The sequence below is a fragment of the Amycolatopsis sp. NBC_00348 genome (assembly GCF_036114655.1).
In the GTDB taxonomy this organism is placed as follows: Bacteria; Actinomycetota; Actinomycetes; order Mycobacteriales; family Pseudonocardiaceae; genus Amycolatopsis.
Window position 1 is genome coordinate 5,107,689 of sequence record NZ_CP107994.1, and the last position, 13,050, is coordinate 5,120,738.

Genomic DNA, 13,050 nt, shown 5'->3' on the forward strand with positions numbered 1-13,050 from the left:
CAGCTGTGACGATCTCGGCGACCACGACCACCACGTACCCCACCGACGCGGTGGCCCGGCTGCGCGAACTCCGCCCCGGGGCGTCCCCGGACCGGATCGACGACGTCCGCCGCGCCCTCCACCCGTCGTTCGCCGGCCCGGCGCTGATCGAGTACGCCGGTGTCGCTCCGGCGCGGCACGACCCGGACTCCGCCTCGGCCGCCCTGCGCGCACTCGCGCGCGCACCAGTCACCCCGGCACCCGCCGAAGTCCTGGCGGCCACACCGGAAACCGGCGACGAGCTGATCGACTCCATGGCGACGGCGGTCGCCACGGACGTCTTCGGTGACGCTGTCGCCGGACACGGCTCGGCGGCCGCCGCGGCGGCGATCCGCGCGGCGGCGGCCGGCGCGTCACCGCGTCGCCGGATCCTGCTGCTGGACCTCGCCGAACGCCACGAACTCCGCTGTTTCCCGGTGCCCGAGGTGGTCGCCGGACTCGACGGCGACCGCGGTTACCGGCACGCGGCGTTGCGCTACTTGTCCCAGTGCGCCGGCGACCCGGCGGCGGCCGAAGCGATCGCGTCGATCCGCGAACGAACCGACGATCCCTACGACCGCGTGCTGGCCTCGATCTGCCTGGCCCGGCTGGCCGACGTCCCCACCGACTCTCCTTTGTGGACGGTCCCGCCGCCGGACCGGCCGGGGCTGACCGTGGCCCAGTCGATGCTGCTGGGCTCGTTCGACCACCCGGGCGCCGGTGCCAGTGGCGGGCTCACGGTCCTGCTGCGCCACCTCGGGCACGCCCTCCCCCGCCGTCCCGGGATCGCCCGGGTGGTGACCCTGACCCTGCTGGGCCGGGACCGGCTGGCCGAGCGGCCCGCGCTGGCCGAGCCCGACGGGACCGGGCACGTGGTGCTGCGGCTCCCGGTGGACGCGCCGGGCGCGCCGGCCCAGATCGACCTGTCCCGGCACCGCCCGGCGATTACGTTCCTGGCCCGGCAGCTGCTGTGGCTCTCGGGCTGCACCCCGGACGTCGTCCACGTGCGGTACTCCGACGACGGATCCGCCGCGATCGCCCAGGCCGCCCGCGCGCTCGGCGCCCGCACCGTGTTCACCCTCACCGCCGACCCGCACCGCTCGCTCGCCGAGCGGCACGCCGCCGCCGGTCCCGCGGATCCCGTCGCCGCCCGGTTCGACCTGCACCGGATGTACACCGCCGACCGGCTGGTCGCGACCGCCGACACCCTGCTGGGGCTGCCCGGCCGGCCCGGCGGCGAGCTCGCCGGGTACTTCCCGCGGCTGCGGGGGCGTGAACCGGAGTCCGTCGCCGAAGGGATCCCGCTGCTGCCCCGCGTGCCCACGGCCGAAGCCCGCCAGCAGCGCCTCGCCGAGTCCCTGTTCGCCCCGGCCCCCGGCCGGCCGCGGCTGGGCGACGCCGCCCGCGGCCTGCCGGTCATCCTGTCCGTGGGCCGGCTGCACCCGGTCAAGCAACAGGACCTGCTGGTCGAGGCCTGGCTCACGCGCGGCCTGCACCGGCAGACCGCGCTCGTGCTCGTCGGCGGTGACCCGGCCGCCCCGAGCGCGGAGGAAACCCACGTCCTCGACCGGATCCTGGCCCTGTGCGCCGAGCACCCCGAAGCGGCCGGCCGGCTGGCGGTGCTGCCCGCGATGGGCAACGAGGACGTCCGCCTGATCGAGCACGGCGTCACCCGGTGGCTCCCGGCGCCGACACCGCACCTCTACGTGTGCCCGAGCCGCAAGGAGGAGTTCGGCATCGCCGTGCTCGAAGCGATGGACGCGGGTCTCCTGGTGCTCGGCCCGCGCCGCGGCGGGCTCGGCCACTACGTCGAGCACGGCCGCAACGGCATGCTGGCCGACACCGCGACGCTGAGCCGGTTCGCCGACGGGCTGACGGCGTTCGTGCGCGCCGCGGCCGGTGATCCCGTCCGGGCGCGGGCCGCCGCGGCCGCCGGGCGCGCGACCGTGGCCCGACGGTTCGGCATCGACCGGGTCGCCGGGCGCTTCGCCGACGTCTACCAGCACAGCGTCGCCGTGCCGCGGCACATCGTGCCGAGACGGTGAAGACCCTGCGTGGCCGGGACCTCGGTTGGGTATTTGGTCCTCGTCACGGCCCCACGAGCGAGGAAATCGACGGTGCAGGTGCTGCTGCGATGACCGAAGACGACGACGCCCACGCGCCGCTGGCCGATCCCGGCCGGCTGGCCGCGCTGGCCGAAACCGGGCTGGGCAACGAATCCGACGCGGCGCTCGACGCGCTGGCCGAACGCGCGCGCCAGCGCGTCGGCACCCCCGTGGCGCTGGTGTCCCTGGTCACGGACCGGGAGCAGGTCTTCCCGGGCCTGGCGGGACTCGGCGAGCCGTGGGCGCACACCCGCCGCACGCCGCTCTCGGCGTCGCTGTGCCGGCACGAGGTGGTGACCGGTGCGCCGCTGATCATCGAAGACGGCGCCCTCGACCCGCGGTCGCGGGACAACCCGGTGGTCACCGACATCGGCATCGGCGCCTACGCCGGGATCCCGGTCACCGACGCCGCCGGCCGCGTCCTGGGCAGCCTGTGCGTCATCGACCACCAGCCACGCCGGTGGCGCGAGGACGAGCTGGCCGTGCTGGCCGACCTCGCCCACAGCTGCTCGCTCGAGCTGCGGCTGCGCATCGCCACCCGGGACGCCCACCAGGAACGCGCCCGCACCGACACCGCCGAAGCCATGCTGCGCGTGGCGTTCACCCGCTCCCAGCTGCTGCTGACCGCGTCCCAGGCCCTCGCCCACGCCGACGACATCTCGCAACTGCGCGAGATCGTCACCGACCTGGTCTCCGGCGACCTGAAACCGGCCTACGTCGGGCTCACGCTCACCGAAAGCGACGGTGACCTGCACCGCATCGACGACCCCCTGCAGGCGCTCGGCCCCGAGTCCGGCGACGCGTTCTCCCACGTCGAGGACGACACCCCGATCGCGCTCACCGCCCGGGAAGGGAACCTGCAGCTCTACCCCGACCCCGAGGCCATCGCCGCCGCGTTCCCCGAGACGGCGCAACGCCGTTACGCCGAACTGGGCCTGCACGCGATCACCTGCGTCCCGCTGCCCGGACCGGACGGCGTAGCCGGCGTCCTGCTGTTCGGCTGGGACACCCCGCACGACGTCGACGTCCACGAGCAGGCCGTGATCACCACGCTGGCCGGTTACGTCGGGCACACCCTGGAACGCGCGCGCTTCGTGGAAGACCGCGTCACCGTCGCGCGCGAGCTGCAGGAAGCCATGCTGACCCGGCTACCGGACCTGGCCGGCGTGCGGCTGGCCGCCCGCTACCTGCCCGTCGGGCGGCACGAGCAGGTCGGCGGCGACTGGTACGACGCCATCGACCTCAACGCCGTCGACGGCGCCGACCGCGACGCCGTCGCGCTGGCCGTCGGCGACATCACCGGCCACGACATCCACGCCGCCACCCTGATGGGCCAGGTCCGCAGCATGGGCCGGCAGGCGACCTGGGAGCGTCCCACCGGGGCGCCCTCGGCCATTCTCGCCGCGACCGAGCAGGCCTGCGTCGCCACCGGGGTCCGCGCGACCGGCACCGTGCTGCAGGCCCACCTGCGCCCCGACGCCGGCGACCGCTGGCTGATGCGCTGGGCCAGCGCCGGGCACCTCCCGCCGGTCGTGCGCCACCCCGACGGCTCCACGACGGTCCTGACCGGCGTCGACCTCATGTTCGGCTACCCCGAGCTGCGTGAGGTCCCGCTCACCGATCGCCAGGTGCGGCTGGCGCCGGGAGACACCGTCGTGCTCTACACCGACGGCCTGGTCGAACGCCGCGGGAGCGACCTGGACATCGGCATCCGCCGGCTGCGGGACACCGTCGCCGCGCTGGACCCCACCGACACGGCCCGGTTCGTCGACGACACCATCCGCCGCATGCTGGGCCAGGGGACCCCGCACGACGACGACGTCGTCGTGCTCGCCGCCCACCTCCCCGCCACCGATCGGCGGTGACCGGCCGCGCGCAGTACCGTCGAGTCATGTGGTGACACGCCCTTGCCGGGGAGATCGCCATCCCGCTCGTCTCGCGGACCGCGCACCGCCGGTCATCGCCTCCCCGGCCTGGAACGAGGTCCGTCCGTGACCGCCCCGGTATTTCTCGGCTCGATCACCTTGCTCGACGGAGCCGTCGTGCTCGCCTTCACCGGCGAACTCGACCTGGCGACCGCACCCGAAGCCCGCACCATCGCCGCGCAGGCGCACGAGAAAGCCGCCGCCGAGGCGGGCAAGAGGCTCGTGATCGACCTGCGCGCGGTCACCTTCCTCGCGTCCGTCGGCCTGGAGCTGCTCGCCGACCACCGCAGCCGGGCCGAGCACACCGGCGTCACGATCGCCCTGGTCGCCACCACGCGGACGGTCACCCGGGTGATCGAGGTGACCGGCCTCGACGCCCGGTTCACCACCTACGCCGACGTCGAGACCGCCGTCGCCGGCTAGAAGCTGTCTTAGTCGGTCCAGGTCCAGTCCCGGATCTCCGGCATGTCCTCCAGGTGCTCCCGGATGTAGCCGTGGTGGCGGGCGAGCATGGTGTGGCAGTGCTCGGCCAGCGCCGCCCCGCCTTCGGGCACCCGGCGCGACCTGCGCAGGGCCTCGAGGACGAGGTGGTAACGGCTCATCCGGTTGAGCACGACCATGTCGAACGGCGTCGTGGTGCTGCCCTGCTCGGTGTACCCGCGGACGTGGAAGCGGCCGGGGTCGGGGCGGCCGTGCAGCAGCTGGTGCACGGCCCGGGGATAACCGTGGAAGGCGAACACGACGTCGGCGGTGGCGGTGAACAGCCGCTGGAACTTGCGCTCGCTGAAGCCGTGCGGGTGGTCCCCCGGCGGGAGCAGACCCATCAGGTCGACCACGTTGACCACCCGCACCCGCAGGTAGGGGACGTAGTCGCGGAGCAGCCGGGCGGCGGCCAGGAGCTCCAGCGTCGGCACGTCACCGGCGGCGGCGAGCACGATGTCGGGTTCGCCGTCGGGTGTTTCGGTGCCCGCCCAGTCCCAAGTGGACGCTCCGGCGGCGCAGTGCGCGGCCGCGTCCTCGATTTCCAGGTACTGCAGGTGTTCCTGTTTGTCGGCGACGATCAGGTTGACGTGATCACGGCTGCGCAGGCAGTGGTCCGCGATCGACAGCGTGGTGTTGGCGTCCGGCGGGAACCAGACGCGCACGACGCCGGGCGCGAGCGGGATGGCGATGTCGATCAGGCCCGGTCCCTGGTGCGAGAACCCGTTGTTGTCGTTGCGCCAGCAGGTCGAGGTCAGCAGCACGTTGAGCGACGCGACCGAGCGTCGCCACGGCAGGTCCGCGGCGTGCTGCAGCCACTTGGCGTGCTGGACCAGCATCGACGCCGACACCATCGCGAACGCTTCGTAGGTCGCGAACAGCCCGTGCCGGCCCGAGAGCAGGTAGCCCTCCAGCCAGCCCTGGCACAGGTGCTCCGAGAGCACCTCCATGACGCGGCCCTCGGGTGAGACGTGGTCGTCGGTGGTGAGGATCGGCGCCTGCAGGCAGCGGTCGGTGGCCTCGAAGACGGCGGCGAGCCGGTTGCTGGCCGTCTCGTCCGGGCAGAACAGCCGGAACGTGCCGCCGCCGTCGGACTCCCGGGTGCTGCCGCGGTAGACGTCGCGCAGCAGTTCGCCGAACGGGCGGGTGTTGCCGTGGTGCACGACGCCGGGCGCCGGCACGGACACCGCGTACGGCTCCAGCGCGGGGATGTCGAGCCGCGTCAGCAGCCGGCCGCCGTTGGCGTACGGGCTGGCGGACATCCGCTTGTCCCCGGCCGGGGCGAGCGCGGCCAGCTCCGGGACGAGCCTGCCGCCGGCGTCGAACAGGCTTTCCGGGGCGTAGGACCGCAGCCAGCGCTCCAGCAGCCGCAGGTGCCCGGCGTTCTCGCGGACCTCCGTCAGCGGCACCTGGTGCGCCCGGAACGTGCCTTCGATCGCGACGCCGTCGACGACGTCCGGGCCGGTCCAGCCCTTCGGCGTGCGCAGGACGATCGCCGGCCAGCGGACGGGGTGGAACGGCTCGGGCGCGCCGGCGCGCGCCCGCCGCTGGTTGTCCCGGATCCGGTCGTGGGCGGCGGCGAGGGCGGCGTGCAGTTCGGTGAACACCGCGGCGGGCTCGTCACCGGACACGAGGACCGGGTCCCAGCCCTGCGCGGTGAGCAGCCCGAGGACGTCGGCGTCGTCCGCCCGGCCGAGCACGGTCGGGCCGGCGATCTTGTAGCCGTTGAGGTGCAGGATCGGCAGGACGGCGCCGTCGCGGCGGGCGTTGAGGAACGCGGGGAGCTTCCAGGATCCCGCCAGGGGCCCGGTTTCCGCTTCGCCGTCCCCGATCACGCAGGCGACGACGAGGTCCGGGTGGTCGAACGCGGCCCCCGCGGCGTGGGCGAGGGCGTACCCGAGCTCGCCGCCTTCGTGGATGCTGCCGGGCGTCTGGACGCCGACGTGGCTCGGCACGCCGCCCGGGGTGGAGAACTGCCGCACCAGCCGGGTCAGCCCGGCGATGTCGGCCGAGACGCCGGGGTAGACCTCGCCGTAAGTGCCTTCGAGGTAGGCGTTCGCGAGCAGGGCCGGCCCGCCGTGACCCGGGCCGGCGATGTAGACGCAGTCGGCGCCGGTGTCGCGGATGAGCCGGTTGAGCAGGGTGTAGATCATGGACAGCCCCGGGCTGGTGCCCCAGTGCCCGAGCAGCCGCGGCTTGATGTCCGCCGCCGAGAGCGGCACCCGCAGCAACGGGTTGTCCTGCAGGTAGATCTGGGCGACGGTCAGGTAGTTCGCCGCGGCCCACCACCTCAGGTCCAGGGCCCGGTCGTGCTCGCCGTAGGGCGAGGTCGTGGTCGTGGTGCCGGTCAGGGTCGTGGTCTGCTGCATCGCCGTGGCCTTCCGGAGGCGGATCGGGCCGGCTCTCAGCCGGTCGTGCCGGTGACGCGGACCGCGGTGACCCCCGGCACCGCCTGGGCCAGCACGGTCGCGACGTGCCGATCGGTCTCGTCGTCGAACGCGTCCACGACCTCGACCGCGCCGTCGTGCACTTCGACGGTCCAGCGTCGCGGGCCGCCGTAGATCGACAGCTGGTGGCGGACGTCCGCCGAGATGACCGTGTCGTCGCGGGCGAGCGCCCGGACCAGGTCGCGCCGGGTGACGACGCCGACGACGTGGGCGCCGTCGACGATCGGCATGCTGCGGATCCGGTCCTCGAGCAGGACCCGCACCAGGTCGACGACGTCGGTGCCCGCGTCCATCCCGACGGCCGGGGTGGTCATCACCCCGCCCACGGTCCCGGACGGCGGGGCGGCCGGGCGCTCGTCCGGGCCGGCGCGGTACCGCGCGTCGCGCGGGAACCGGTCCCGCACGAGGTCCGCCTCGGTCACCACGCCGACGAGCCCGCCGTCGCCGCCGAGGACCGGGAGCGCGGTGAAACCGTGCGCGGACAACAGGTTCGCGGCGTACTTCACCGTCATCTCCGGCGTCACCGTGACGACGGGGCTGCTCATGATGTCTCGTGCCTGCATCGAAGTCCTCTTCCGTCGGTCCTGACGCTAGGCGCGCGCCCGCCGGGTGCGCTGCGGCCGTTCGTCACCGATCGCGAGGACCTCCGGCTCCCGCGGTCCGGGCGGCCAGCGCGAGGGTGGTCTGCCGGGCGATCTCCAGGTCCTCGCGCGCGGTCACGACCAGCACCCGCGCGGGTGCGTAGGCGTCGCTGACCAGCCGGTCGCCGTCGCCGGCCAGCCGCGCGGGGTCGACCCGCACCCCGAAGACGCCCAGCTCCCCGCACAGCTCGGCCAGCAGCGCCGGCTGGTGTTCCGCGACGCCGCCGGTGAACACCAGCGCGTCCAGGCGGTCGAGCGACGCCACCACCGCGCCGATCTCCCGGCGCAGCCGGTGCAGGTAGACCGCGATCGCGGCGCGGGCGTCCGGGTCGCCGTTCTCGCGCGCGGCCAGCACGTCCCGCACGTCGCCGCCGGTGCCGGTCATCCCGGCCAGGCCGCTGCCGCGCTCCAGCACGTCGTTCAGGCCGGCCGCGTCGGTGACACCGGTGCGCAGCAGGTACAGGAGCAAGCCCGGGTCGACGCTGCCGGAGCGGGTCGCCATGACCGCCCCTTCGAGCGGGGTGAAACCCATCGACGTGTCGACGCTGCGGCCGTCGCGGACGGCCGTCACGGAGACGCCGGAACCGATGTGGCAGCAGACCAGGTGCAGCGCGGCGGGTTCCCGGTCGAGCAGCTCGGCGGCGCGCCGCACGGCGTACGCGCAGGAGAGGCCGTGGAAGCCGTAGCGCCGCAGACCGTGTTCGCGGACCCAGTTCCTCGGCAGTGCGTACCGCGCCGCGGGTTCCGGCATCAGGGCGTGGAAGGCGGTGTCGAAGCACGCGTAAACGGGCCCGGTGACGATCTCGGCGACCACCGCGGCCAGTTCCAGCGACAACGGCTGGTGCAACGGCGCCAGCGGGGTCAACGCGGTCAGCCGCGCGGTCTCCGCGTCATCCAGCCGCACCGGGTCGGTGCTCGGACCGCCGTGCACGAACCGCACACCCGCAGCGTCGATCGGCTGCCGGTGGGCCACCAGGTCCGCCAGGGGCTGCCGGGCCTCGGCGGCGCCGACCGTGACCTGGCCGACCTCCCGGCCGTCGTCGACGACCGACAGCTTGACGCTCGACGAGCCGGGATTCACCGTCAGGACCCGCATCGGGCACCGGCCTCCGCCCCGGGGAGCCGCATCGGCCCACCGCCCGCGACGCTATCCGTGCGCCGATGCGGTTCGGCGATCCCCGCGAGATCAACGGGTGCCATGGTGTGCCCCTCGGTCGGCTGGTCGTCGCGCCGGGGTCCGGGGCACTCCCCGGCAGCCTACGCGCTCGATCGCCGCCGTCGAGCAGCTCGCGGCTCACAGCGTGGGCGACCGGAAGCGGGCCCGGGGCGAGGTACACCAAAGTCACCGCGATCCGGGAATTTCGGCACCATCGCCGGCCGAGACGCCGGCCCATGCTCGGTGCACCACCGAAAAAGGAGATCACGATGTCCGTCCAGGACCGCGGCCCGTCCCCGACCACCCCCTTCGTCCCCGACCAGCCGGAAACCCGGACAGCCGAACGACGCCGGCCCACCTCCCCGGCTCGCGGCCCAGCGCTCGCCGTCCTGCGCATCGTGATGGCCTGACGTTCCTCTGGGCCTTCCTCGACAAACTGTTCGGACTCGGCTACGCCACCAGCCCAGCGCAAGCCTGGATCAGCGGCGGCTCCCCGACCAAGGGATTCCTCGGCCACGTCCAAGTCGGCCCCATGCAGTCGACGCTGCGCGACTGGGCCGGCGCCGGCTGGGCCGACTGGCTGTTCATGCTCGCCCTGCTCGGCCTCGGCATCGCCCTCCTGCTCGGAGTAGCCCTGCGCCCGGCCGCCGCCGCCGGCACCATCCTGCTCGCACTCATGTGGATCGCCGAATGGCCGCTCGCACAGTCCACTTCGGCCGGTACGGCCACGTCGTCGACCAACCCGCTGATCGACTACCACCTCGTCTACCTCGTCGTGCTCATCGTGTTGGCCGCCTTCGCCGCGGGTGACACCTGGGGCCTCGGCCACCGCTGGGCGAAGCTGGACCTCGTCCGCCGCACCCCCTGGCTCCGCTGAAAAGTACGTCTGATCCACAAAGGACAGTCACCGCAGCGGAAGGAAGACCATGCGCACCAGCACCACAGCAGGTCAGGTCATGACCCGGGACGTGCTCACCGCGACACCGGCCACGCCGTTCAAGGACCTGGTCGCCGTGATCGTCACCGGCGGCGTCAGCGCGGTCCCGGTCGTGAGCCCGGAGGGCGGCTTGCTCGGCGTCGTCACCGAAGCGGACCTGCTGTGCCGGCAGGCGCACCAGGACGACCGGCTCGGCGCGGCGTGCCCGCACTTCGCCGGCCACCTGACGCGGGAGGACTGGCGGAAGGCGGCCGCGCGGACCGCGGCCACGCTGATGACCGCGGTCCCGCCGACCACCACCCCTGGGGCCACCCTGCCGGAGGTCGCGCGGCTGCTCACGACGAGCGGGGTCCGCAGGCTGTTCGTGCTCGACGGCGAGCGCCTGGTGGGCGTCGTCGCGCGCCGGGACGTCCTGCGCACTTTCCTGCGCACGGACGAAGACCTGCGGGACGACGTCGACCGCACCGTGCTCGGCGACGCGCTGCACGCGGACAGGAACGCCGTGCTCGCGAGCGTCGAGCGCGGCGTGGTCCTGCTGACCGGCCGGCTCGAGTACGAAGCCGACGTGGCCACCGCGGAACGGCTGACCCTCGCCGTTCCCGGCGTCGTGGAGGTCAGGAACCGGATGGACTTCGTCTGGCAGGGTGGCCGGGCGGTTCCGCGGTGCTGAAGTAGGCGGCCCGGCGGCGCAGGTGCCGCCGGGGGCCGGCGGGCGGTGGCGTGGCGGTCGTCGTCCGCGCGGCCCGGTAGAAGATCCGCTTGCCCGCTTCGATCAGCACGAGGTACCCCAGCACCATCCCGGCCAGCGCCGCGAAGAACCCGCCGGGCAACGGCGAGAACCCGAGCGTGCCGGCCAGCGGCGTGGCCGGCAGCAGCGCGCCGACGGTGACGACGCCGAGGGCCCCCAGGGTCAGGGGCAGGCTGGGATGGCTGCGGAAGAACGGGATCCGCCGGGTGCGGATCGCGAAGATCACCAGCGTCTGGGTGGCCAGTGACTCGACGAACCAGCCCGAGCGGAACTGGTCCGGGCCGGAGTGGAACACCCACAGCATGACGCCGAAGGTGACGAAGTCGAACACGGAGCTGAGCGGGCCGAAGAAGATCATGAACCGGCGGATGAACCCGATGTCCCAGTGGGACGGCCGGCGGAGCTGTTCCTCGTCGACGGTGTCGGTGGGGATGGCGAGCTGGCTGGTGTCGTAGAGCAGGTTGTTGAGCAGGATCTGCGACGGCAGCATCGGCAGGAACGTCAGGAACAGCGACGCGCCCGCGGCGGAGAACATGTTGCCGAAGTTGCTGGAGGTGCCCATCAGCACGTACTTGATGGTGTTGGCGAAGATCCGCCGCCCTTCGGTGACGCCGTCGGCGAGCACGTCGAGGTCCTTCTCCAGCAGGATCACGTCGGCGGCGTCCTTGGCGACGTCGGTGGCGGAGTCCACCGAGATGCCGACGTCGGCCGCGTGCAGGGCGAGCGCGTCGTTGACGCCGTCGCCGAGGAACGCCACCCCGCCGCCGCTGAGCCGCTGGACGCGCACGATGCGGGCCTTGTGCTCCGGGTTCACCCTGGCGAAGACCGTGGTGCGGGTGATCGCGTCGGCCAGCCCGGCGTCGTCGAGGCCGTCGAGGTCGGCCCCGGTCAGCGCGGCGCCGTCACCGAGGCCCAGGTCGTGGCAGACTTTCGCGGCGACCGCGGGGTTGTCGCCGGTGACGACCTTGACCGCGATGCCGAGCTCGCCCAGCCGCCGCAGGGACCGCGCGGCGTCGTGCTTGGGCGGGTCGAGGAACACCAGGAACCCGAGCAGCGCCAGGCCGCGTTCGTCCGCGGGCGCCGGCGGCCGCCCGCCGGGGAACGGCCGCATGGCCACGGCGACGACCCGGTTGCCCGCGGCGAACTCGGCGTCCAGGGCGCGGCGCGCTTCGGGTGGGACGCCGGCGCAGCGGTCCAGCACGGTCTCCGGCGCGCCCTTGGTGACCAGGACGGTGTGGCCCGCCGGGTCGCGGACGACGACGGAGATCATCCGCCGCTCGTGGTCGAAGGGCAGCACCGCCAGCGTGGTGTAGCCGGCCAGCGCGGCTCGTTGCGCCGCCGAGCCCGGCGACGCCCACAGCGCCCGGTCCAGCGGGTTGCCGCCGACGGCGGCGGCGTTCTCGGTGCAGAGCAGGCCCCAGCGCAGCACTTCGCCGGGATCGCCGCCGGCCGCCGGCACGGCCCGCATGTAGTCGACGCGGCCGAGGGTGAGGGTGCCGGTCTTGTCGGTGAACAGCACGTCGACGTTGCCCAGGTCCTCGATGCACACCAGCCGTTTGACGAGCACCTTGCGCCGGCTCATCCGCCGCGACCCGGCCGCGAGGCTGGTCGACACGACCGCGGGCAGCAGCTGCGGGGTGATGCCGACCGCGATGGCGAGCGAGAACAGCAGCGCGTCGAGGATCGGCTTGTGCAGCACCACGTTGATCGCGAAGATCGACGTCGTCAGCGCGCCCGCGACGTACACCAGCAGCATCGAGAACTTCCGCAGCCCGACCTGGAACTCGGTGTCGAGCTGGTGGGTGCTCAGCCCGGCCGCGATCGCCCCGAACCCGGTGCGGGCACCGGTCGAGACCACGACGCCGGTGGCGCTGCCGGCGTGCACGACGGTGCCCATCAGCGCGCACCCGGACAGTTCGGCCAGCGCGGTGCCCGCGGCCACGGCCGCCGTGCTCTTGTCCAGGGGCAGCGACTCCCCCGTCAGCACCGACTCGTCGCACTCCAGGCCGGTGACCGACAGCAGCCGGACGTCGGCCGGGACGACGTCGCCGAGCTTCAGCTCGACGACGTCCCCGGGCACCAGCGCGGTCACGTCGACCGGCACGGGGTGGCCGTCGCGGATCGCCACGGTTTCGTGCCGGATCTGCGCGTGCAGTGCCTCCGCGGCCTTTTCCGCGCGGTACTCGTTCACGAACCCCAGGCCGACCGAAACCGCGACGATCACCCCGATGATCACCGCGTCACCGCGCTCGCCGACGAAGTACGACGCGACGGCGGCGACCATCAGCAGGACCAGCAACGGCGAGCGCAGCTGGTGCCACAGCACCGGGATCAGCCGCGCCCGGTGCGACGACACCGCGTTCGGCCCGTACCGCGCCGACCGTTCGGCGACCTCGCCGGCGCTCAGCCCGTCGATGGTGACGCCGAGCGCGGCCAGGACCGCTTCACCGGTCAAGGCCGCGGCGTGGGTGACGTCGATGGCCGGCGCGGCCGGCCGGGCGGGCGCCTCGGCGGTCATCCGCCGCCCGCCCGGTGCGGCGGCGGCGTGCTGGTGGTGCGAAGGGACATGGGTGCCTCGGCGTTCGCGAGCGGG

At 73.7% G+C, this 13,050-nt stretch carries 10 protein-coding genes; 6 read left to right on the forward strand and 4 right to left on the reverse strand.

Going from position 1 to position 13,050, the window contains the following annotated elements; translation table 11 throughout:
- The first annotated feature begins 5 nt into the window (after positions 1 to 5).
- From OHS58_RS21675 to OHS58_RS21685, 3 genes are all read left to right on the forward strand, one after another.
- The gene (locus OHS58_RS21675; RefSeq protein WP_328649628.1) at positions 6 to 2,063 is read left to right on the forward strand and encodes a glycosyltransferase family 4 protein; all 2,058 of its coding nucleotides are present in this window, start codon (positions 6 to 8) and stop codon (positions 2,061 to 2,063) included.
- Between the two features lie 89 nt (positions 2,064 to 2,152).
- Positions 2,153 to 3,988 carry a SpoIIE family protein phosphatase gene (locus OHS58_RS21680; protein ID WP_326947956.1) on the forward strand — a complete coding sequence of 612 codons (1,836 nt, stop codon included), beginning with the start codon at positions 2,153 to 2,155 and terminating at the stop codon, positions 3,986 to 3,988.
- A 126-nt stretch (positions 3,989 to 4,114) separates the two neighbouring features.
- Positions 4,115 to 4,471: an STAS domain-containing protein gene (locus OHS58_RS21685; RefSeq protein ID WP_328649629.1), complete on the forward strand. Its 357-nt coding sequence runs from the start codon at positions 4,115 to 4,117 to the stop codon at positions 4,469 to 4,471.
- 8 nt (positions 4,472 to 4,479) lie between these two features.
- Here the strand turns inward: OHS58_RS21685 and OHS58_RS21690 are convergent, their stop codons facing one another.
- From OHS58_RS21690 to OHS58_RS21700, 3 genes are all read right to left on the reverse strand, one after another.
- A complete protein-coding gene (locus tag OHS58_RS21690; RefSeq protein ID WP_326947954.1) occupies positions 4,480 to 6,897 on the reverse strand; it encodes a phosphoketolase family protein in 2,418 nt (805 codons plus the stop codon).
- A gap of 35 nt (positions 6,898 to 6,932) precedes the next feature.
- Positions 6,933 to 7,538, reverse strand: coding sequence for a CBS domain-containing protein (locus OHS58_RS21695; protein WP_328649630.1), 606 nt, complete (start codon positions 7,536 to 7,538; stop codon positions 6,933 to 6,935).
- Between the two features lie 64 nt (positions 7,539 to 7,602).
- Positions 7,603 to 8,712 carry an acetate/propionate family kinase gene (locus OHS58_RS21700; RefSeq protein ID WP_328649631.1) on the reverse strand — a complete coding sequence of 370 codons (1,110 nt, stop codon included), beginning with the start codon at positions 8,710 to 8,712 and terminating at the stop codon, positions 7,603 to 7,605.
- A gap of 329 nt (positions 8,713 to 9,041) precedes the next feature.
- Between OHS58_RS21700 and OHS58_RS48810 the strand changes: the two genes are divergently transcribed.
- From OHS58_RS48810 to OHS58_RS21710, 3 genes are all read left to right on the forward strand, one after another.
- Complete coding sequence (locus tag OHS58_RS48810) at positions 9,042 to 9,182, forward strand: hypothetical protein (protein ID WP_442875550.1); 141 nt, start codon at positions 9,042 to 9,044, stop codon at positions 9,180 to 9,182.
- 122 nt (positions 9,183 to 9,304) lie between these two features.
- Positions 9,305 to 9,649 (forward strand): hypothetical protein, encoded by a 345-nt coding sequence (locus tag OHS58_RS21705; protein ID WP_442875551.1) that lies wholly within the window; start codon positions 9,305 to 9,307, stop codon positions 9,647 to 9,649.
- 49 nt (positions 9,650 to 9,698) lie between these two features.
- Positions 9,699 to 10,379 carry a CBS domain-containing protein gene (locus OHS58_RS21710; RefSeq protein WP_328649632.1) on the forward strand — a complete coding sequence of 227 codons (681 nt, stop codon included), beginning with the start codon at positions 9,699 to 9,701 and terminating at the stop codon, positions 10,377 to 10,379.
- On the opposite strand, the gene mgtA is transcribed toward OHS58_RS21710, so the two are convergent.
- Complete coding sequence (mgtA, locus tag OHS58_RS21715; RefSeq protein ID WP_328649633.1) at positions 10,324 to 12,975, reverse strand: magnesium-translocating P-type ATPase; 2,652 nt, start codon at positions 12,973 to 12,975, stop codon at positions 10,324 to 10,326. The genes OHS58_RS21710 and mgtA overlap by 56 nt on opposite strands.
- Positions 12,976 to 13,050 lie beyond the last annotated feature (75 nt).

Excerpts from the sequence above, each read along its gene's own strand:
- OHS58_RS21680 (WP_326947956.1), top strand. The coding sequence starts at position 2,153 with ATGACCGAAGACGACGACGCCCACGCGCCGCTGGCCGATCCCGGCCGG.
- OHS58_RS21690 (WP_326947954.1), bottom strand. The coding sequence starts at position 6,897 with ATGCAGCAGACCACGACCCTGACCGGCACCACGACCACGACCTCGCCC.
- OHS58_RS21695 (WP_328649630.1), bottom strand. The coding sequence starts at position 7,538 with ATGCAGGCACGAGACATCATGAGCAGCCCCGTCGTCACGGTGACGCCG.
- OHS58_RS21700 (WP_328649631.1), bottom strand. The coding sequence starts at position 8,712 with ATGCGGGTCCTGACGGTGAATCCCGGCTCGTCGAGCGTCAAGCTGTCG.
- OHS58_RS48810 (WP_442875550.1), top strand. The coding sequence starts at position 9,042 with ATGTCCGTCCAGGACCGCGGCCCGTCCCCGACCACCCCCTTCGTCCCC.
- OHS58_RS21705 (WP_442875551.1), top strand. The coding sequence starts at position 9,305 with ATGCAGTCGACGCTGCGCGACTGGGCCGGCGCCGGCTGGGCCGACTGG.
- OHS58_RS21710 (WP_328649632.1), top strand. The coding sequence starts at position 9,699 with ATGCGCACCAGCACCACAGCAGGTCAGGTCATGACCCGGGACGTGCTC.
- mgtA (WP_328649633.1), bottom strand. The coding sequence starts at position 12,975 with ATGACCGCCGAGGCGCCCGCCCGGCCGGCCGCGCCGGCCATCGACGTC.